Origin of the sequence: Salipiger bermudensis HTCC2601 (assembly GCF_000153725.1) — a bacterium.
GTDB classification, from domain to species: Bacteria; Pseudomonadota; Alphaproteobacteria; order Rhodobacterales; family Rhodobacteraceae; genus Salipiger; species Salipiger bermudensis.
In genome coordinates, this window is sequence record NZ_DS022276.1 from 841,955 (window position 1) to 859,694 (window position 17,740).

The following is a 17,740-nucleotide window of genomic DNA, read 5'->3' on the forward strand; positions in this document are numbered from 1 at the left end:
TGGTCATAATGTGGTCGTGATGTAACAACTAGGTCGACCAATGCAGCTTACCTCCGCTCACGTTACGAACTATCGCAGTATCCTTGACTCAAACCTGGTTGAAATCGGTCAGTCGACTTGTCTTGTCGGAAAAAACGAGGCTGGCAAAACAGCATTTCTAAAAGCGTTGGAGGGGATAAACTCGACGGACAAGGAATACACTGCGTACAATAAAACCGAAAATTATCCACGTAGGTTTTTGGCTGACTACGAGGAAAAGCATGAGGGCGAAGACGCACAGGTTGTTGAAACAACCTGGCGCTTGGAAGCTTCGGATATCGCTCTCTTAGTGGAGGAGTTCGGAAACGATGTGGTCAACGGGAATGAGGTGACAATCCAGAAGTCTTACAATCAAACAGCCACTACATGGATAGTGCCGATTAATCAAAAGGCGCTTTTGGAAAAGTTGATCATTCGATATGACCTTACAGAAGCCGAGGCCGTAAGTCTCAAGGATTGCAGTTCGACGTCGGCAGCGGCATATCGCCTCTCAAAGATAAACGAACGCTCGAATTCCCAGCAAGAACTTTTGGATTCCTTGCACAAGTATCGGGATCAGAATGCCGCCAAGAAGGCAATAGATCTTCTCAAATCCGGACTTCCGAAATTTCTATACTTTTCACACTACGACCGCATGGCGGGCGAGATATCCATCAATCGGCTTGCGCATGATAAGCAGAATGGTGGCATAAAAGATGGAGATCAAGTTTTCCTCGATTTCCTTGAATACGCTGGCACAACACTGGACGAACTTACGGGTGCGACGAAGTTCGAAGAAATGAATGCCAAGTGCGAAGCTGCTGCTAATAGGATAACCGATCAGATCTTTGAATATTGGACGCAGAACGACCAACTCGAGATCGAAGTCCGCCTAGACGAAGGAAAGAAAGAAGACCCGGCACCGTTCAATAGCGGGCCTGTCGCCCGTGCACGCGTCAAAAATAACCTACACCGCGTGACCGTTCCATTCTCCGAGAGGTCGGCCGGTTTCATCTGGTTCTTTTCCTTCCTAGTCAAGTTTGCGCAGATTAAAAAACACCAAGGCGATGTCATCGTACTACTAGATGAACCTGGGCTAACCCTGCACGGAACCGCCCAGAAGGACCTCCTGCGCTACTTTAAAGAGCAGCTGGAGCCCAAACATCAGATCATTTTTTCCACCCATTCTCCGTTTATGGTACCCGCCGAAAACCTCGCAAGCGTTCGCACGGTCGAAGATGTTGTCAAACGCGACAAACGCGACCGCCCATACTCGGAAGGGACGAAGATTCGCCCTGACGTCTTGACCACTGATCCACAGACGAACTTTCCGATTTTCGGGGCAATGGGCTTTGAGGTAACGCAAGGGCTAATCATCTCGCCAAATACTCTGCTCGTCGAAGGCCCCAGTGACATCCTTTATCTTCAGGCGATGTCAAAAAAGCTGCAATCTCTTGGGCGTCCACACCTAGATAGCAAATGGGCAATTTGCCCGTCGGGTGGAATCGACAAAGTCCTCCCATTCGTAAAGCTGTTCTATGGCAACAACTTGAATGTTGCAGTCTTGACAGACTTTGATCGCGGCCAGCGGAGAAAGCTGGACGACCTATACAAGTCAGAGCTGCTCGAACGTGAGCGCATTGTTCTTGCGACGGAAGTAACAGGTCAAGATGAGGCGGATACTGAAGACTTCTTCGACAACGCGTTTTTCGTGGATCTAGTCAACGCAACCTACGAACTCACTGGAAAGAGCAAGTTGACTATACAGAAATTGATCGAAGCGGACGAAAAGACAGTTCGGAAGGTAAAGAAAGCTGAGGCATACTTTCGCGTTCTTCCAGAAACGGTTCCTGTCTTTAGCCACTATGACCCCGCCTATCACCTTCTGACTCATCCAGAATTACTGGACGAGAACAGAAAATCGGTTCAGAAATCCCTAGAAGCGTTCCAATCTGCAATCGAGCGGATCAATGAGTATATTTAAGAAGTCCACGACCACTTGGCATGTGGAGATATTATGCAAATAGATCAAGGCTTAGCCGCTTTGGTGGCGGCCGTGATTGCCGCCGCAGCGGCTGTCATTGCAACGTTTTCAAGCATGAGAGCCACCCGATTGATGTCTCTTCTTGCTGCGCGGCAAAATTTCATTGGCCAAGACTTGAAGGACCTAAGCCACTACCTTTACCAAGTTGTCGCCCTTAGCGTTGAGGCAAAAAAATCCAAAGATCACGATGCATTTAATGAGAAGTTAAGGAGGGCGAAGTTGGCCGCCGAGGCCCTAAGCGAACTCAGAATCCGTCATAGATACTCGCTGCCGTTCATATTCGATGCGATCTGGTACCTAAAGGGTACCCCTATATACTTCGAGCATTACCGTAATGATCGAAACAATCCCCAGCTACTTAAAATTCAAAGGCATGCCACCGAACTACGTGAAGATCTTGACGCAACTCTGGAGAACTTCTTCTTTCATGGAAAAGCCCCAAGCTACCTCAACCGGAGAAAGCTGAAAAATTCATGTAAAAGGCTCGAGCGATCGTTCTTGGCTGGCAAGTCCGGTTCGCGAAAGAAGTGGTGGTTTTAGTTGCATTTCAAGGTGATGCCTGATTAACGAAATGCATCACCGCGACTACCACTACGCGCCTAGACAGCACTGCACCCCTGCGCCGATTTTGAATGTCAACGCAGGGCATGACGTTGTTGATCAGTGTTATCTTTTTGTGACTTTCTAACCAAGAGTACCAAGGTATCTCCGGATGGGTTCTTCCAAGTTTTTCCGACCGGAACGAATTTGAAGGATGGCAAAATTCCCTCTTTCATCGTCGGGTTGCTTGTTGTGGCAAAAATGCCGTTTTCACCTGCGAGACGCATCACTTCTGCGACCAATGCTTTAGCTATACCTTTGCCCGCATGCTCGGGTGAAACTGATACGTATCCAAGCTCATATGGGTATTCTTGCTCTGTCAGAGAATAGTTTGCTTTATTAGTTCCTTGCAGGCCAATTCTGTACTCGTGCGATGGTACTTTCAAAGCGGCAACGCCAACTGTTTGGCCGGCAACTTCAGCGACGGCGATCTGAGCACCCAGTCGAACCACACCCATTCGGACATACACTTCGTCAACCGCGCCACCAGAGGCAACCAATTCAACGAAGGTATTTATCTCTTCTTGTGTGGCATTGGCGCCGATGAGGGTTCGGTACTTTATCATGCTGACTCAGATTGAAATTCGATTTGAGAAGATAAGTAGACCGGCTGACGGCTTTATGGAAGCCACGCTTCCTGGCCCACTAGGGCGATAAGCCAATCACCGTGACCTGGCAACTTACTGAGTCAGTGCCGATGGCGCTGCAGCCAGAGCTCGGTGTGCTTGGACCGACCTGAGGCTTCTAGGCGCCGGCAGACCGCGGCTCGGCGTCTTTCCAATGTGAATTCACCGGAAGATTGCGCGCACGACGGCTGATCGCCTTGAATTGCACCGGACAATAGTCCCAGACATCCGCCCCGACGTTCACCGAGTTCCTCGTCCCTGTCCAATTCTCATGGACATGACCAAAGAGCTGGAGCGCGCCGCGCCGGGCGTGCTCCCAGGTGATCATGGGGTAATGGCAGAGGGTCAGAGGCGGTTCCTTTGGCGCATCCTCCACTTGCGCGAGATGGCCAATACTGTCCCAGGGCAACGCACGTGTCGCAGCGCCATCATGGTTGCCGATGACCAGATGACGCCGCGCACCTGGTAGCTGCTGAAAGATGCCGTGTAGCCAGGCCTCATCGTCAGATCGCTTTCCCCAGGCAAAATCACCCACGATCCATAGATCGTCCTCTGGGCCGACCTTGGACCAAAGGTTCTCCAGCAGCGCGCCGTCCATATGGCTGGCGCTGCGGAACGGACGTTTGCAGAATCTGATGATCGCCTCATGCCCGAAATGCAGGTCCGCCGTGTACCAATGCGCCATCAGAAGCCTCCCCCCGCCGGGCCGCGGGCGAAGATTAGGCAGGCCTGTCGCAACACGTCGTTCTCGGCGCGCAGCCGCTGGTTCTCCAGCTCAAGCTCGGCCTTTGAAATCGCAGCGAGACGCTTCCGGTTGGATAGAAGCACCGGATCAACGGTCTCTAACAGACCACTGTCCTGAACCCACTCCAGCAAGGTCTTCGGCGCGCATCCGATGCGTGGCGCCACCTCGGAGACGGCAGCCCAGAGGGAGGGGTGATCATCCTGAATATCCAGGACCTCCTGGACCGCGCTTGCCCTTGTCTCGGCCGGGTATGAAGGTCTTGCCGCTCTCCCCCGCACAGGTTTCGTTGTCATTCCTTTTTCCACCTTCACTGCTCTGGCTCGGTGCCTGCTGTCAGGTACGTCTGCGAATGAACCCGGTCCGCTTGCGCTCCTCTGGCTCGGTGCGTTCCGGCGGTCGGCGCCCGGCCTCCAAGGCGCCGTGCAAGGTCGACAACGAGGCGTTCAATTCGCTCCGCAATTCGGCGAGCGCCTTCTCTTGCTCGAGTTGCCGCTGCATGCACGCGGAGACGCTCTTCTCCAATTCTTCGACGCAGGCGAGCAACTCTTTCTCGAGCGGTGTCAGGGTCATCTGGGATCACTCCATCGTCAGACAGGTTCGGTTCGTTCCTGCGCCGATCGGGCAGCTTGCGGGCGACAGCCCCGGCGGCAGGAGGATCACCTGTCCCAAACCGCCGACGCCACGGATAGTCCGGCTGCCCGTCAATTGCTCCGGGATCAGCTGGATCTGTGGCTCGGGCGGCGGCAATGTCGCCACCTTCGCGCCCAGGAACGCGCTGAAGGCCGCCATCAACCCGGCGAGGGCGATCCCCGACAGGATCAGGGCCACCGCCCTCCGCGTCACGATTTGGCCGTGCCTCAGGCGCTGCTGCTCCAGCTCCTGCATCAGGCTCTCGATCTCGGCCCTTCGCTGCGCCACCTCGTCCTTCAGGTCCCGGGTGCTCTTGCGGGACAGGTCGTGAAGACACTCCAAATCGTCCGAGATTGTACGCACGGCGCTTTGCGCAGTCTGCCGCAACACGTCGTTCGAGCTCTTCAACTGGGATTGCAGCGAGTCGAGCTGAGCCTCCAGCATCTGCTCCATGTTCTGTCGGATGCGGGGGCTGAGCTGTTTCTGCGGTCCAGTCGTCATGGAAGTACCTTCCTCTCAAACGCCACTTGTTCCTTGGCTGGTCAGGGTCGGCGACGGTCACGTAATCGCCTCCCGCTCTCGGGATGGCGAAGCCGACGCTCTTTAGCGCTTCGAGCAGCGTATCGCGGTCATGGATCGCCCCAAGACCGACCTGCTCCTTTACCCACTCGTGGACCGCTTCTCGTGTCTGCACCCGTTCTGGCGCTTCGGTGATGGTCTTCACGTCGCGTCCCCGCGCCGGGTCCATGGGATCGGCCCAGCCATGCAGGCGGTTGTGCAAATCCATGAAAGCCAGGAACGACTGCTCGTGACCCGGCGGCGCGATGTTGAGGGACTTTCCCGTCCGCAGCTCCATCCGCGGCATGAGGAAGTGCAACTCCACGCGACCTGCGTGCAGATGGCGCACCCACAACATCCGATAGCTGTCATGGGCCAGGCCTGGGCAAGCGAAGGCCTCGAACGCCTCCATCATCTGGCGCTGCTGCGCTTCTGTCGGGGCATCCTCGGCGGCAAAGCTCAACACCCCAGACTTGTATCGCCAGCGATGCGGCACCGCGTCCACGAGGTCGATCATGCGCTCCGGGTGCCCCTTCAGAACCTCGGGCGAGATCGAGCGGCGCACACGCTTGATTCTGCCAGCCGCGTCGCGCTTGGGCTGGCGGTACTGGTCGTAGTCTACCACCACCTCCTCGATAAGGTACTTCACCGCAGGAGCGGCCTCGCCCTGACCATGGTCGAAGAACTTGACCATCATCGCCAGCTCCAATGCCGGTGCGCCAGCTTGCCCAGCTTCCGATCGATGGCGACCAGCAGGCTCAGGATCGCCAGGCGGTCCAGATAGCTGCCATCTGCCTCAGCCGCCCGCAGAACGCGCGTGACCTCGTCCATGTCGGACTCGAGGCGAGCGACGGCCCGCATCAGCTCCGGCGGCGCCATTGGGACGTTGGTGCGGTGGCCGGACGTCACCATCCCCAGGGCCTCTCTCAGCAACTCCGCCAGCGGGCGGCGGGCCTGACGTGCGATGTCATCCAATGCGTCCTTCTCAAACTGGGACACCCGGAAGGTGATTGATCGGGACAACTGCTCGGCATACTTGGCTCCTGAAACTGCCGGGGGGTTCGAAGGGGGCGCAGCCCCCTCGCCTGTTCCCGCGTCGCAAGACGTGGGTGAACTTGATTTCCGTCCCGTGACCATCACTCGGCCCCCTCTGACATTTCGCGGAAGACCTGCCACGTTGCCTCTGGGAGCCGCCGCTGGCGGCTGCGAAGCGGTGGCTCGCCTGCTGTGTGGGAGGCGATCTCACCACCACTCCGCGGCGCATGACCTGAAGCGTCGGGCATGGTGGCGCGGTCGTGCAATTGACGCCGCAAGCCTTGAAGCTCTCCGATCAAACCGTGAAGTGCGGAACCACGCGCAGCGGTGTTGCGCGCCAAGCCCAGGAACGCGCGGCGAAGGTCATCGACCTGATGCACACTGCCGACCCGCTCTGCATTTCGATCTGCGACGAGAAGACAGATGGCCGCCTTCTCCGGACCGAGGCAGGTGAGGTCCCAGGTCGTGGTGTAGCTTTCGGTGGCCATCGGGTTTCTCGGTAGGGTCGGGTTGCTGACACCAACCTGAACCGAGGGATGCCCCCGATGACCAAACCCATGATGGACCTGCGTGCGCTGGTAGAGAAGAGCGCCGATGCCGACCTGCTTCGCGAGATGATCGGCTTTGCTGCCGAACGGCTGATGGAGTTGGAGGTCGGCGCCAAGACCGGTGCTGACTATGGTGAGAAGACCAGCGAGCGCCTGGCGCAGCGCAACGGGTATCGCGATCGGGACTGGCAGACCCGGGCCGGCAGCGTCGAACTGCGCATCCCGCGCCTGCGCACCGGCTCCTATTTCCCCTCGTTCCTCGAGCCGCGGCGCTCTGTTGAGAAGGCCCTGACGGCCGTGATCCAGGAGGCCTATGTCCACGGCGTCTCAACGCGATCGATGGACGACCTGGTGCAGGCCATGGGTGGCACCGGGGTGTCGAAGAGCCAGGTCAGCCGACTGTGCGAGGAGATCGACGAGCGCGTGGATGCCTTTCTGACACGGCCGATCGAGGGCGAATGGCCCTACCTCTGGATCGATGCCACCTATCTCAAGGTGCGCCAGGGCGGCCGGATCGTATCGGTTGCGGTCACGCTCGCGGTGGGCGTCAACACCGACGGCAGGCGCGAAGTGCTGGGCATGGCGATCGGGGCCTCCGAGGCCGAACCCTTTTGGACCGAGTTCCTGCGTGATCTCGTCCGCCGTGGCCTCAGCGGCGTGAAGCTTGTGATCAGCGATGCGCATGAGGGCATCAAGGCCGCCACCGCCCGGGTCCTGTCCACGACCTGGCAGCGCTGCCGCGTCCACTTCCAGCGCAATGCGCTCGCCCATGCCGGCAAGAACAGCCGCCGGGTGGTCTCGGCATTCATCGCCACGGCCTTTGCCCAGCCCGACCACGCGGCGGCGAAGGCCCAGTGGCGTCTCGTGGCGGACCAGATGCGCGGCAAGCTCCCCAAGCTGGCCACGCTCATGGACACGGCCGAGGAGGACGTCCTGGCCTATATGACCTTCCCGGCCCAGCATCGCACCAAGCTGCACAGCACCAATCCGATCGAGCGGCTGAACGGCGAGATCAAGCGACGCACGGACGTCGTCGGCATCTTTCCGAACGAGGCTTCGATCCGGCGCCTCGTCGGCGCGATCCTCATGGAGCAGACCGAGGAATGGACAGTCCAGCGCGCCAGATACATGACGCTGGAAACGCTCGCGCCCGTCTGCGATGATCTCGGTGTCAGTCTGCCTGCAGCGCAGAGCGACTGACCAGCTCGGCCCGCTCGAAAGCGCGAGGCCCATGAGGAGCTACACCACTTCCCGGGACATCATCCCGAGGCAGTCGACCTGCCGCTGCCAGAGACCAGCCGGGATGCCCCGCACCTGCGCCCAATCCTTCGCCGCGGCGGGGATCGTGCGCCAATCGGGGGGCACACCGGGGGGCGCGTACTGCCGAACCGCATCTTCGAAGCCCGGGCTGGCGAGGATGCAGAACTGTGCCGGGGACAGTCGGGGTTCGGGCTGCCCGCTGCTACTTCTTTTTGAGTTTGTTTTTCTACCTTCCCTGGGTGCGACATCCGCGTCGCACCGGTCGGACATTTCCACTGCCACACACGCGTCAGCGAACGTCTCGATCAACGCCTCCAGCCCGTCGGCGATCTCCTTGAGCCGCGCGTAGCGCCAGATGCGGGAAGGGCGGCGAGATGGCAGGATCACTTCCGCGGCCTCTTCGGCGGAAGCGTCCCCGGAGGTTCGGACCCGCTCCAACAGCTTGGGGATATGAAGGCGCAGACGCTTGGCCTCTTCCTTCTCGAAGCAAACCTTCCGCGCGGCGGCCTCGATCTCGCGGGCCCGATCCACGAGCGGGGCGAGGTTGATGCCGAAGGCATAGCGGATGACGTTTTCCGACCTGACGCCGTAGCGCCGACACCGCGCTGCGCTGGATTTCACGATGAAGCCCAGCTCCGCCAAGCGCGCCTCGGCCCGGGCAATCTGGCGCGGGTCCGCCTCCAGCTGCGATGCGGTTTCCGAGACCGAGGGCCATAGGGCGCAGATCCTGCCTGCGGCATAATCCTGATCCTGCGTCCGGGAGATCGCGAAGCGCAGGTACTTGAGCATCGTATCGGTCAGGCCGAAGTGCTTCGCCGCCTTCACCAGGAGACCGTAGAGGTCCCATCGAGTCATCCCGTCCGGCAGACCGCGGTGCGTCAACACATGCGTCATGCGAACCTCCCATCGGGGAGGTCGCTCCACAGGATTTTCGTTGTGACAGGGCGGCTCGATGCGCTATACTTGGGTAAGCAGAATTTCGTGCCTGCTTTTGAATTTGCCTCGGTTCCGGTTGCCGCCGGACCGAGGTTTTTCTTTGCCCATCTCCCAGCTGAATCAGAGCCAGCCCGGTCCGATTGTACGGGTTTTGTACGGGATGCTCCCGATCCAGGGCCGAAAACCGCCGGAAAATCCTGCAAGAAGCTGCAGGATGCGCGCACCAAAGGTGCGTAAGTGTTTGATATAAATATGAAAAGTGGTGACCCCGGCAGGATTCGAACCTGCAACCTGCCCCTTAGGAGGGGGCTGCTCTATCCAGTTGAGCCACGGGACCGCTTTCCTCCCATTATCGCCTGACGATGGCTTTGTCATCCACCTGCGCGAATTTTGCGCACCCGGCACACGCGCCTTGCCTGTCCCGGGAGAAACGATAACATCGCAGGCAGTTACTGCGTTTAGGAGGCCAGTTCCGTGGCAGATGATGATCCCCGCCCGCTCACCCTGAGAGATGTGTCCGAAGCCTCCGGCGTTTCCGAGATGACCGTCAGCCGCGTCCTGCGCAACCGTGGGGATGTCTCCGAGGCGACCCGCGCCAAGGTGCTCGAAGCCGCCAAGACGCTGGGCTACGTGCCCAACAAGATCGCCGGCGCGCTGGCCAGCCAGCGGGTCAACCTCGTCGCCGTCATCATCCCCTCGATGCGCAACATGGTATTCCCCGAGGTGATGGCCGGGATCTCGGCGGTGCTCGAGGATACCGAGCTGCAGCCGGTGGTCGGCGTCACCGACTACGAGCCCGAGAAGGAAGAGCGTGTGCTCTACGAGATGCTGTCGTGGCGCCCCTCCGGGGTGATCATCGCAGGCATCGAGCACACCGAGGCCTCCAAGGCGATGATGCAGGCCAGCGGCATCCCGGTGGTCGAGATCATGGACACCGACGGCAATCCGATCGACACCGCGGTGGGCATTTCGCATCGCCGCGCCGGGCGAGAGATGGCCAAGGCGATCCTGCGGGCGGGCTATCAGAAGATCGGCTTCCTCGGCACCAAGATGCCGCTGGACTACCGCGCGCGGAAGCGCTTCGAAGGCTTCACCGAGGCGCTCGCCAAGGGCGGCGTCGAGGTGGTCGAGCAGGAGTTCTACTCCGGTGGCTCGGCTCTGGCGAAGGGCCGCGAGATGACGCAGGCCATTCTCGAGCGCGAGCCGGAACTGGATTTCCTCTACTACTCGAACGACATGATCGGTGCCGGCGGACTGCTCTACCTGCTCGAGCAGGGGCGCGACATTCCCGGCGACATCGGTCTTGCTGGCTTCAACGGGGTCGAGCTGCTGCAAGGTCTGCCGCGCAAGCTTGCCACCATGGATGCCTGCCGGGCCGAGATCGGCAAGAAGGCCGCCGAGATCATCGCCTCGCGGGTCAACGATCCGACCGCCGAATTCGAGAAGATCATCGAGATGACGCCCAAGATCAGCTACGGCGACACGCTGCGCCGCTGACCCGCGCCACCGCTTAGAGGAACGGGCGGCGCGGCAGCGCCTCGATCTCGGTCACCGCCAGTTCGGCCAATGCCTCGAGATCGGGCACGCGGAGCATGCCGTCCGACCAGTCCACCATGCGTTGCGCGCGCAGGCGCGACAGCGTCTTGTTGGTGTGCACGAGCGAAAGCCCGAGCGCATCTGCGAGATCCTGCTGGCGGTAGGGCAGCGGCACGGTGCCCGGCTCGGCCTCGAGCCCGAGCCCCCGCAACCGGACGAAGAGCTTCACCAACGCCCAAGCGATGCGCTCGGTGCCGTCGCGCTGGCCCAGCGTCGCTACCGTCTCACCGAGGAAATATTCCTCGGCGGCGGCGATCCACGTCAGGTCGAAGGCAAGCTCGGGTCGGTTGCGATAGAGCAGCCAGAGATCCTCGCGGCGGAACACGCAGCAGCGCATCGGCGTTACCGCTTCGACCGAGTGGTTCATCTCGCCCATGATGCCGGCCTGAAGGCCGATGAAATCGCCTGGCAGCACGAAGTTGATCACCTGCCGGCGCCCGTCCTCGAGCGTCTTTTCACGTAGCCCCATGCCCTCGAGCACGGTGAAAAGCTGTGGCGTCTTCGCCCCTTCCATGAGGATCTGCGTGCCGGCACCGACCGCCATCTCACCGGCCTTGAAGCCTCCGAGAAAGTCCTTCTCCTCGTCGCTGTGCGGGATGAAGGGGCCGCAGTCCTGAAGCGGGCAGTCATGGCAGGAAATCATCTTCATACGGGCAACTCATGGGTTCTGTATGTCGCAGTTTAATGCGCCACGCCCCGCTTTGTTCCATAGAGCAGGTCAGACCTGCCCCCCAAAGGATGATATGACCTGTATTGACGGCCCGCTGCCGGCCCCCTCTTTTCTCGTCGCGGTCACCGACCAGCTTGTCGGCATCGACATCGCGGCGATCCTGCGCGACGCGCATCCCGACGCCGTGGTGGTCACGGCGCCGGACCGGGAGGCTGCGCTTGTCTCGCTGCAGGAGGGGTCGGCCCCGAGCCTCGCGGTGGTGTCGCTGAGCCCTCAGGAGGCGGTCTCGTCGCCCCTGATACAGGCGCTGCGCGCGCTCGGTGCCCGCATCGTGCTGATGGGGCACGAGGCCGAGCTCCACGGCGAGGCGGACGGGTTCGAGGTGCTGCACCGCCCGTTCCGGACAATCGACCTGCTGGCGCTGATCGGCCGCTAGGCGGTTTTCGCGGAATCGTCACGCGGCTGTCACAGGTCCGGCCTAGGACTCGCCCTGTTCCTTGATGCGATCCAGCGCACAACCCAACCTGTCCCCAACAGATTGGTGCGCCCCGGAATTTTATCAGGCCATTTCAGTTGATTGAGGGGTGGTCGTCTCGGCCACCCTTTTTTCGTCGTGGCCGGGTGCCAGCCCGCCCCAACAGGTGGGCAGGCAAAGAGAGGCTGCCGTGGCCCCGGCGCAGAGCGATCCTCACCCGTCGGCCTTTCGGATCGGCGTGCTCCCCCCTGCCGAAGGAAAAGAGCGCGCCCAAAGGCGCGCTCTCATGGTCCCGATACCGTCAGACGCTTACTGCAGCGCTTCGTCGGTGATCGCGTGGGTCCAGGCGGCCTCGCCCGGGTTCTCGGTGATCACCGGGTCGGCGCCGGCCGAGAGCAGCACGTCGACGGTGCGCTCGAAATCCGCCGGGTCCAGCGCGCCGTTCGAGCCGGAGGTCAGCTTTGCGATCTCGCCCATCATGCGCTTCTGGTGCACCTCGGTCTGGGCGCCGGTGGCGTCGTTCTCGAGCACGATCTCGGCGGCTTCGTCGGGGTTCTCCTCGGCATATTTCCAGCCCTTCATCGAGGCGCGCACGAAGCGGGTCAGCTTGTCGACCATCTCGGGGTCTTCGAGGTTGGCCTCTGTGGTATAGAGACCGTCCTCGAGGGTCGAAATACCTTCATCCTCGTACTTGAAGACCACCAGATCTTCGGGCGTCAGGCCCGCGTCGATCACCTGCCAGTACTCGTTGTAGGTCATGGTGGTGGCGCACTCGACCTGCTTTTGCAGCAGCGGATCGACGTTGAAGTTGATCTTCTGGATCGTCACGCCGCCCTCGGAGCCGTCGGTCGCGTAGCCGAGCTTGGACATCCACGAATAGAGCGGCAGCTCGTTGCCGAAGAACCAGGTGCCGAGCGTGTGGCCCGGAAAGTCCTCGGGGCTCTCGATGCCGTGCTCCTTGAGACAGGTCAGCATCAGGCCGGACGACTTGAAGGGCTGCGCGATGTTGACGATCGGCGCGCCATTTTCGCGTGCGGCCAGAGCCGAGGGCAGCCAGTCGACCATGACATCGGCACCGCCGCCAAGCAGCACCTGCACCGGCGCGATGTCGGGGCCACCGGGCTTGATCGTCACGTCGAGGTCTTCCTCCTCGTAGAAGCCCTTGTCGGCGGCCACGTAGTAGCCCGCGAACTGGGCCTGCGTGACCCACTTGAGTTGCAGCGACAGCTCGTCGGCGGCGTGGGCGGTGCCGGCGACCAGCGTCAGCGCGGCGGCGGTGCCCAGTTTGGTGAGTGTCTTCATCGATACCTCCTTGTTGGTCTTTGTTGGTCCTGTTGGGTGTTTGTTGTTTTGGTTCAGCCCCGTTGCGACGGGTGCCAGAAGGTGACCGCCTTCTCGAGCAGCGCCATGCCGCCATAGAAGGCCGATCCCGCGATCGCCGCAACGACGATCTCGGCCCAGACGAGATCGAGCTGCAGAAGCCCGACGCTGGTGGAGATCCGGAAGCCCATGCCCCGGATCGGAGAGCCGAAGAACTCGGCCACGATGGCCCCGATCAGCGCCAGCGTGGTGGCGATCTTGAGGCCGTTGAAGATGAACGGCATCGCCGCGGGCAGCCGCAGCTTGAGCAGCGTCGTCCAGTAGCCGGCGGCATAGGTGCGCATCAGGTCGCGCTGCATCGCCGAGGTGTCGCGCAGCCCCTCTACGGTGTTCACCAGCATCGGGAAGAACACCATGATGACCACCACCGCCGCCTTCGACTGCCAGTCGAAGCCGAACCACATGACGAGGATCGGCGCGGTGCCGATGATCGGCAGGGCGGCGACGAAATTGCCCACCGGCAGCAGGCCACGGCGCAAAAAGTCGAAGCGGTCGACCACGATGGCTGTGACGAAGGCCGCGAGGCAGCCCATCACGTAGCCGGTCAGCGCCCCCTTCACCACGGTCTGCACGAAATCCTCCCACAGCACCGATCCCGAGCTCGCCATGCGCGCCGCGATCACCGAGGGCGCCGGCAGCAGCACCGGGGAGATGCCGAAGCCCCGCACCGCCGCCTCCCAGACGACGATGATGGTCACGCCGAAGACCACCGGCACCGCGAGGCTGGTGGCCCGGCTGCGCGGCCTCCGTGCCAGCCAGACATTCAGCGCCGACCCGGCGATCCAGGCGAGCAGGCCAAGCAGGATCCACATCATGCCATCCCCATCCGCTTGAGGGTGAGCCGCTGCACCAGCCCGATCAGCCCGACCATCGCCGCGGCGACGATCGCGGCCATGAACAGCGCCGACCAGATCTGGATGGTCTGGCCATAATAGCTGCCCGCCAGAAGCCGCGCGCCAAGCCCCGCCACGGCCCCCGTCGGCAGCTCGCCGACGATGGCGCCAACAAGGCTTGCTGCCATGGCGATCTTCAGCGAGGCGAAGAGATAGGGCATCGACGATGGCAGCCGCAGCCGGAGGAACTCCTGTCCCTGCGTGGCATTCCACGTGCGCATCTGGTCAAGCTGCATCCGCGACGGCGCCCGGAGCCCCTTCACCATGCCCACGACCACCGGGAAGAACGACAGGTACATCGAGATCATCGCCTTGGGCAGCAGCCCCGACAGTCCCATCGCGTTCAACACCACGATGATCATCGGCGCGATGGCGAGGATGGGGATGGTCTGGCTGGCGATCACCCAGGGCATCACGCTCATGTCCATGACCCGGACATAGACGATGCCCACCGCCAGCGCGACGCCCAGCGCCGTGCCCATGGCAAAGCCCGCCAGCGTGGCGCTCAGCGTCACCCAGGCGTGATAGACGAGGCTGCGCTTGGAGGTGATGTTCTTCTCGACCGTGGTCTCCCACAACTCGGTCACCACCTGGTGCGGCGCCGGCAGCCGTGGCTTGTCCTGGCTCCAGGTCTCGAGCACCAGCTCGGAGGTGCCGATCTCGCGGTCCTGCCGCGCGGCGGTGTCGAGCACCCACTGCGCGTTGAGCCAGACCGCGGCGGCGTACCAGATCGCCACGATCACGGCGACGACGGTCAGCACGGGGATCAGGTTTCTCATCGGCGCCACTCCATGCGCAGCTCGGGCACGGTCTCTGGCGGCTCGGGCGGGATCTCGCTGCCCACCGGAACAAAGCCCTCGCGGCGGTAGAACGCCTGCGCCCGGCTGTTCGGCGGGTTGGTGTGTAGCCAGAGAAAATCGCGCCCCGCCTTGGCAGCCTCCATCAGCGCCTTGCCGCAGCCCGCACCGGTGCGCGAACAATAGAGCGCCCCGATCTTGGCGGTCTTCGGATCGAAGGAGAGGTAGCCCTCGATCGGATCGCCCACGACCCAGATGATGCGATGAGGCAGCGCGGCGCCGATGAAGCCTTCGATCTCGTCTGCGCTGTAAATGCGCGGCATCCAGTCGGTCTTGTCGATCCAGCCGTTCAGCACGGCGGCGATGCCCGGCACGTCCTCGGGCCCGGCGCGGCGCGGGGTGGCCACGTCAGTCATAGGCATGGCCCGCCCGCAGCCCTTCGCGCACCCGATGCGCGATCTCGAGGAATTCCGGCGTGTCGCGGATGTCGAGCGGACGCTCCTTCGGCAGCGGGCTCTCGATCACGTCGGTGATCCGACCGGGGCGTGGTGACATCACGACGATCTTGGTCGAGAGGTAGACCGCCTCGGGGATCGAGTGGGTGACGAAGCAGATGGTCTTTTGCGTCCGCGCCCAGAGCGCCAGAAGCTGCTCGTTGAGGTGGTCGCGCACGATCTCGTCCAGCGCCCCGAAGGGTTCGTCCATCAGCAGGATATCGGCCTCGAAGGCCAGCGCCCGCGCGATCGAGGCGCGCTGCTGCATGCCGCCCGAAAGCTGCCACGGGTACTTGTTCTCGAAGCCCGCCAGTTCGACCAGCTCGAGCACCTCGCGCACCCGCTCCGCCTGCGCGGCCTTGTCGTAGCCCATGATCTCGAGCGGCAGGCGGATATTGCCGCCGATGCTGCGCCACGGGTAGAGCCCCGCCGCCTGGAAGACGTAGCCATAGGCCCTGGCCTTGCGCGCCGCCTCCGGGCTGACGCCGTTGACCAGCACCTCGCCGGAGGTGGGCTGTTCGAGATCGGCCATCACCCGCAGGAAGGTGGTCTTGCCGCAGCCAGATGGGCCGATGAAGGAGACGAAGTCGCCCTTCCCGACCTCGAGGTTCACGTCGCGCAGCGCGTGCACCGGTCCGTCATTGGTCTGGAAGGTCAGGTTGAGTGCCTTGGCGGAGATCACCGATGTCTCGGCTTGCTGGGGCATGGCGTTGGTCACGCGAGAAGTTCCTCAGATATGTCCGGCGCCGCGCCGGCAGCTATGCCGGCAGAGCGCAGATCCGTCCGAAGGATCGCCCGGCCACACGGACCGAGGCAATCCTGACGCGGGAATTTGTGCAGCCGATGTGGCAGATAGACCGACCCTGTCCCGGTTCCGGACCGGAGTCGCCCTGCCCATCGGCCGGCGCCGCTCAGACGCCGCTGGCGGGGATGCCGCTGCGCTCGACCGGGCGTGGCGCGGTCAACTCCTTCCACGACGACAGCGCCTTGTTCACCGCCCCCGAGGGCGTGCGCTGGACGTATTTGCCGTGGCCCGGCTCGGGCTGCATCTCGCCATCCATCACCGCGACGCGGCCGCGGGTCAGAACGTAGCGCGGCAGGCCCTTGACCTCCTTGCCCTCGAAAACATTGTAGTCGATCGCCGACTGCTGGGTGGACGCGCTGATCGTCTTGGTTTTCTCCGGGTCGAGCACGAGGATGTCGGCGTCGGCCCCCACCAGGATCGCCCCCTTCTGCGGGTAGCAATTGAGGATCTTGGCGCTATTGGTCGAGGTCGCCGCGACGAACTCGTTGGGCGTCAGCCGCCCCGTGCCCACGCCATAGGTCCAGAGCATCGGGATGCGATCCTCGAGCCCGCCTGTACCGTTGGGGATCTTGGTGAAATCGCCCACGCCATAGCGCTTCTGGTCGGTGGTGAAGGCACAGTGATCGGTGGCCACGCAAGACAGCGAGCCGGAGGCAAGCCCGTTCCACAGGCTGTCCTGATGCTGCTTGTTGCGGAACGGCGGCGACATCACCCGGCGCGCGGCATGGTCCCAGTCCTTGTCGAAATACTCGCTCTCGTCGAGGGTCAGGTGCTGGATCAGCGGCTCGCCCCAGACCCGCTTGCCCTGCATCCGGGCGCGGCGAATGGCCTCGTGACTGTCCTCGCAGGAGACGTGCACCACGTAGAGCGGCACACCGGCCATGTCTGCGATCATGATGGCGCGGTTGGTGGCCTCGCCCTCGACCTGCGGCGGGCGCGAATAGGCATGGCCCTCGGGGCCATTGTTGCCGGCCGCCAGCAGCTTGGCCGAGAGCTCCGCGACCACGTCGCCGTTCTCGGCATGGACCAGCGGGATGGCACCCAGCTCGGCGCAGCGCTGGAAGCTGGCATAGAGCTCGTCATCATTGACCATCAGCGCGCCCTTGTAGGCCATGAAGTGCTTGAAGGTGGTGATGCCACGCTCCTTCACCACGGTCTCCATCTCGTTGAAGACCTGCTCGGACCACCAGGTGATCGCCATATGGAAGGAATAGTCGCAATGCGCCCGGGTGGACTTGTTGTCCCACATCTGCAGCGCGTCGAGCAGCCCCTGCCCCGGGCTCGGCAGCGCGAAATCCACTACCATGGTGGTGCCGCCCGCCAGCGCCGCGCGGGTGCCGCTTTCGAAATCATCGGCGCTGTAGGTGCCCATGAAGGGCATCTCGAGATGGGTGTGCGGGTCGATCCCGCCCGGCATCACGTAGCAGCCGGTGGCGTCGAGGACCTCGTCGCCCTTGAGGTCGGGCCCGATCTCGACAATCTTGCCGCCCTCGACCAGCAGATCCGCCGCATAGGTCAGATCCGCGGTTACGATGGTACCGTTCTTGATGACTGTGGTCATGTCTCTTGCTCCCTGTCCCAGGGGCGCCCCCCGGTCTTCTTCTGTCTTCTTCTGGCCGGAAATATCCGG

Annotated in this window: 20 protein-coding genes and 1 tRNA gene; 5 read left to right on the forward strand and 16 right to left on the reverse strand. The window is 62.0% G+C overall.

The features are described 5' to 3' along the window. Positions 1-40 precede the first annotated feature (40 nt). Positions 41-2,002 carry an AAA family ATPase gene (locus R2601_RS04065; RefSeq protein WP_040544343.1) on the forward strand — a complete coding sequence of 654 codons (1,962 nt, stop codon included), beginning with the start codon at positions 41-43 and terminating at the stop codon, positions 2,000-2,002. A 33-nt stretch (positions 2,003-2,035) separates the two neighbouring features. After that, a complete protein-coding gene (locus R2601_RS26605; protein ID WP_144266890.1) occupies positions 2,036-2,602 on the forward strand; it encodes a hypothetical protein in 567 nt (188 codons plus the stop codon). A 95-nt stretch (positions 2,603-2,697) separates the two neighbouring features. Here R2601_RS26605 and R2601_RS25755 read toward each other — a convergent pair whose 3' ends face one another. From R2601_RS25755 to R2601_RS04095, 7 genes are all read right to left on the reverse strand, one after another. Further along, positions 2,698-3,228, reverse strand: coding sequence for a GNAT family N-acetyltransferase (locus R2601_RS25755; protein ID WP_083793893.1), 531 nt, complete (start codon positions 3,226-3,228; stop codon positions 2,698-2,700). Positions 3,229-3,406: 178 nt separating this feature from the next. Next, complete coding sequence (locus R2601_RS04070; RefSeq protein ID WP_007793967.1) at positions 3,407-3,973, reverse strand: hypothetical protein; 567 nt, start codon at positions 3,971-3,973, stop codon at positions 3,407-3,409. Continuing rightward, complete coding sequence (locus R2601_RS04075) at positions 3,973-4,326, reverse strand: transposase (RefSeq protein ID WP_050768405.1); 354 nt, start codon at positions 4,324-4,326, stop codon at positions 3,973-3,975. The genes R2601_RS04070 and R2601_RS04075 overlap by 1 nt, the downstream gene beginning before the upstream one ends. A 40-nt stretch (positions 4,327-4,366) precedes the next feature. Further along, positions 4,367-4,603 (reverse strand): hypothetical protein, encoded by a 237-nt coding sequence (locus R2601_RS27245; protein ID WP_007793971.1) that lies wholly within the window; start codon positions 4,601-4,603, stop codon positions 4,367-4,369. A 6-nt stretch (positions 4,604-4,609) separates the two neighbouring features. Then, positions 4,610-5,164, reverse strand: a complete 555-nt coding sequence (locus R2601_RS27250; RefSeq protein ID WP_007793974.1) for a hypothetical protein — start codon at positions 5,162-5,164, stop codon at positions 4,610-4,612. A 750-nt stretch (positions 5,165-5,914) separates the two neighbouring features. After that, positions 5,915-6,196 carry a hypothetical protein gene (locus R2601_RS04090; protein ID WP_007793977.1) on the reverse strand — a complete coding sequence of 94 codons (282 nt, stop codon included), beginning with the start codon at positions 6,194-6,196 and terminating at the stop codon, positions 5,915-5,917. A gap of 161 nt (positions 6,197-6,357) precedes the next feature. Next, complete coding sequence (locus R2601_RS04095; RefSeq protein ID WP_040544344.1) at positions 6,358-6,744, reverse strand: hypothetical protein; 387 nt, start codon at positions 6,742-6,744, stop codon at positions 6,358-6,360. 57 nt (positions 6,745-6,801) lie between these two features. Between R2601_RS04095 and R2601_RS04100 the strand changes: the two genes are divergently transcribed. Next, positions 6,802-8,004: an IS256-like element ISPebe1 family transposase gene (locus R2601_RS04100; RefSeq protein ID WP_007792467.1), complete on the forward strand. Its 1,203-nt coding sequence runs from the start codon at positions 6,802-6,804 to the stop codon at positions 8,002-8,004. Between the two features lie 39 nt (positions 8,005-8,043). On the opposite strand, the gene R2601_RS04105 is transcribed toward R2601_RS04100, so the two are convergent. After that, complete coding sequence (locus R2601_RS04105; RefSeq protein WP_007793980.1) at positions 8,044-8,958, reverse strand: helix-turn-helix domain-containing protein; 915 nt, start codon at positions 8,956-8,958, stop codon at positions 8,044-8,046. A 302-nt stretch (positions 8,959-9,260) separates the two neighbouring features. Next, positions 9,261-9,337, reverse strand: a tRNA-Arg gene (locus R2601_RS04110). A gap of 137 nt (positions 9,338-9,474) precedes the next feature. On the opposite strand from R2601_RS04110, the gene R2601_RS04115 reads away from it, so the two are divergent. Beyond that, a complete protein-coding gene (locus R2601_RS04115) occupies positions 9,475-10,497 on the forward strand; it encodes a LacI family DNA-binding transcriptional regulator (RefSeq protein WP_040544345.1) in 1,023 nt (340 codons plus the stop codon). A 13-nt stretch (positions 10,498-10,510) separates the two neighbouring features. On the opposite strand, the gene R2601_RS04120 is transcribed toward R2601_RS04115, so the two are convergent. Next, positions 10,511-11,245, reverse strand: a complete 735-nt coding sequence (locus R2601_RS04120) for a Crp/Fnr family transcriptional regulator (RefSeq protein WP_007793986.1) — start codon at positions 11,243-11,245, stop codon at positions 10,511-10,513. A gap of 94 nt (positions 11,246-11,339) precedes the next feature. Here R2601_RS04120 and R2601_RS04125 point away from each other — a divergent pair, with 94 nt between their 5' ends. Continuing rightward, positions 11,340-11,702 (forward strand): hypothetical protein, encoded by a 363-nt coding sequence (locus R2601_RS04125; RefSeq protein WP_007793989.1) that lies wholly within the window; start codon positions 11,340-11,342, stop codon positions 11,700-11,702. A gap of 348 nt (positions 11,703-12,050) precedes the next feature. Here the strand turns inward: R2601_RS04125 and R2601_RS04130 are convergent, their stop codons facing one another. From R2601_RS04130 to hydA, 6 genes are all read right to left on the reverse strand, one after another. Beyond that, on the reverse strand, positions 12,051-13,043 hold the full coding sequence (locus R2601_RS04130; RefSeq protein WP_007793992.1) for an ABC transporter substrate-binding protein: 993 nt from the start codon (positions 13,041-13,043) through the stop codon (positions 12,051-12,053). A 53-nt stretch (positions 13,044-13,096) separates the two neighbouring features. Continuing rightward, the gene (locus R2601_RS04135; RefSeq protein WP_007793996.1) at positions 13,097-13,936 is read right to left on the reverse strand and encodes an ABC transporter permease; all 840 of its coding nucleotides are present in this window, start codon (positions 13,934-13,936) and stop codon (positions 13,097-13,099) included. After that, positions 13,933-14,793 (reverse strand): ABC transporter permease, encoded by an 861-nt coding sequence (locus R2601_RS04140; RefSeq protein WP_007793999.1) that lies wholly within the window; start codon positions 14,791-14,793, stop codon positions 13,933-13,935. The genes R2601_RS04135 and R2601_RS04140 overlap by 4 nt, the downstream gene beginning before the upstream one ends. Next, positions 14,790-15,233, reverse strand: coding sequence for a GNAT family N-acetyltransferase (locus R2601_RS04145; RefSeq protein ID WP_224886648.1), 444 nt, complete (start codon positions 15,231-15,233; stop codon positions 14,790-14,792). The genes R2601_RS04140 and R2601_RS04145 overlap by 4 nt, the downstream gene beginning before the upstream one ends. Beyond that, positions 15,220-16,011, reverse strand: coding sequence for an ABC transporter ATP-binding protein (locus tag R2601_RS04150; protein WP_040545118.1), 792 nt, complete (start codon positions 16,009-16,011; stop codon positions 15,220-15,222). The genes R2601_RS04145 and R2601_RS04150 overlap by 14 nt, the downstream gene beginning before the upstream one ends. 205 nt (positions 16,012-16,216) lie before the next feature. After that, positions 16,217-17,671 carry a dihydropyrimidinase gene (hydA, locus tag R2601_RS04155; RefSeq protein ID WP_007794007.1) on the reverse strand — a complete coding sequence of 485 codons (1,455 nt, stop codon included), beginning with the start codon at positions 17,669-17,671 and terminating at the stop codon, positions 16,217-16,219. Between the last annotated feature and the right edge of the window lie 69 nt (positions 17,672-17,740).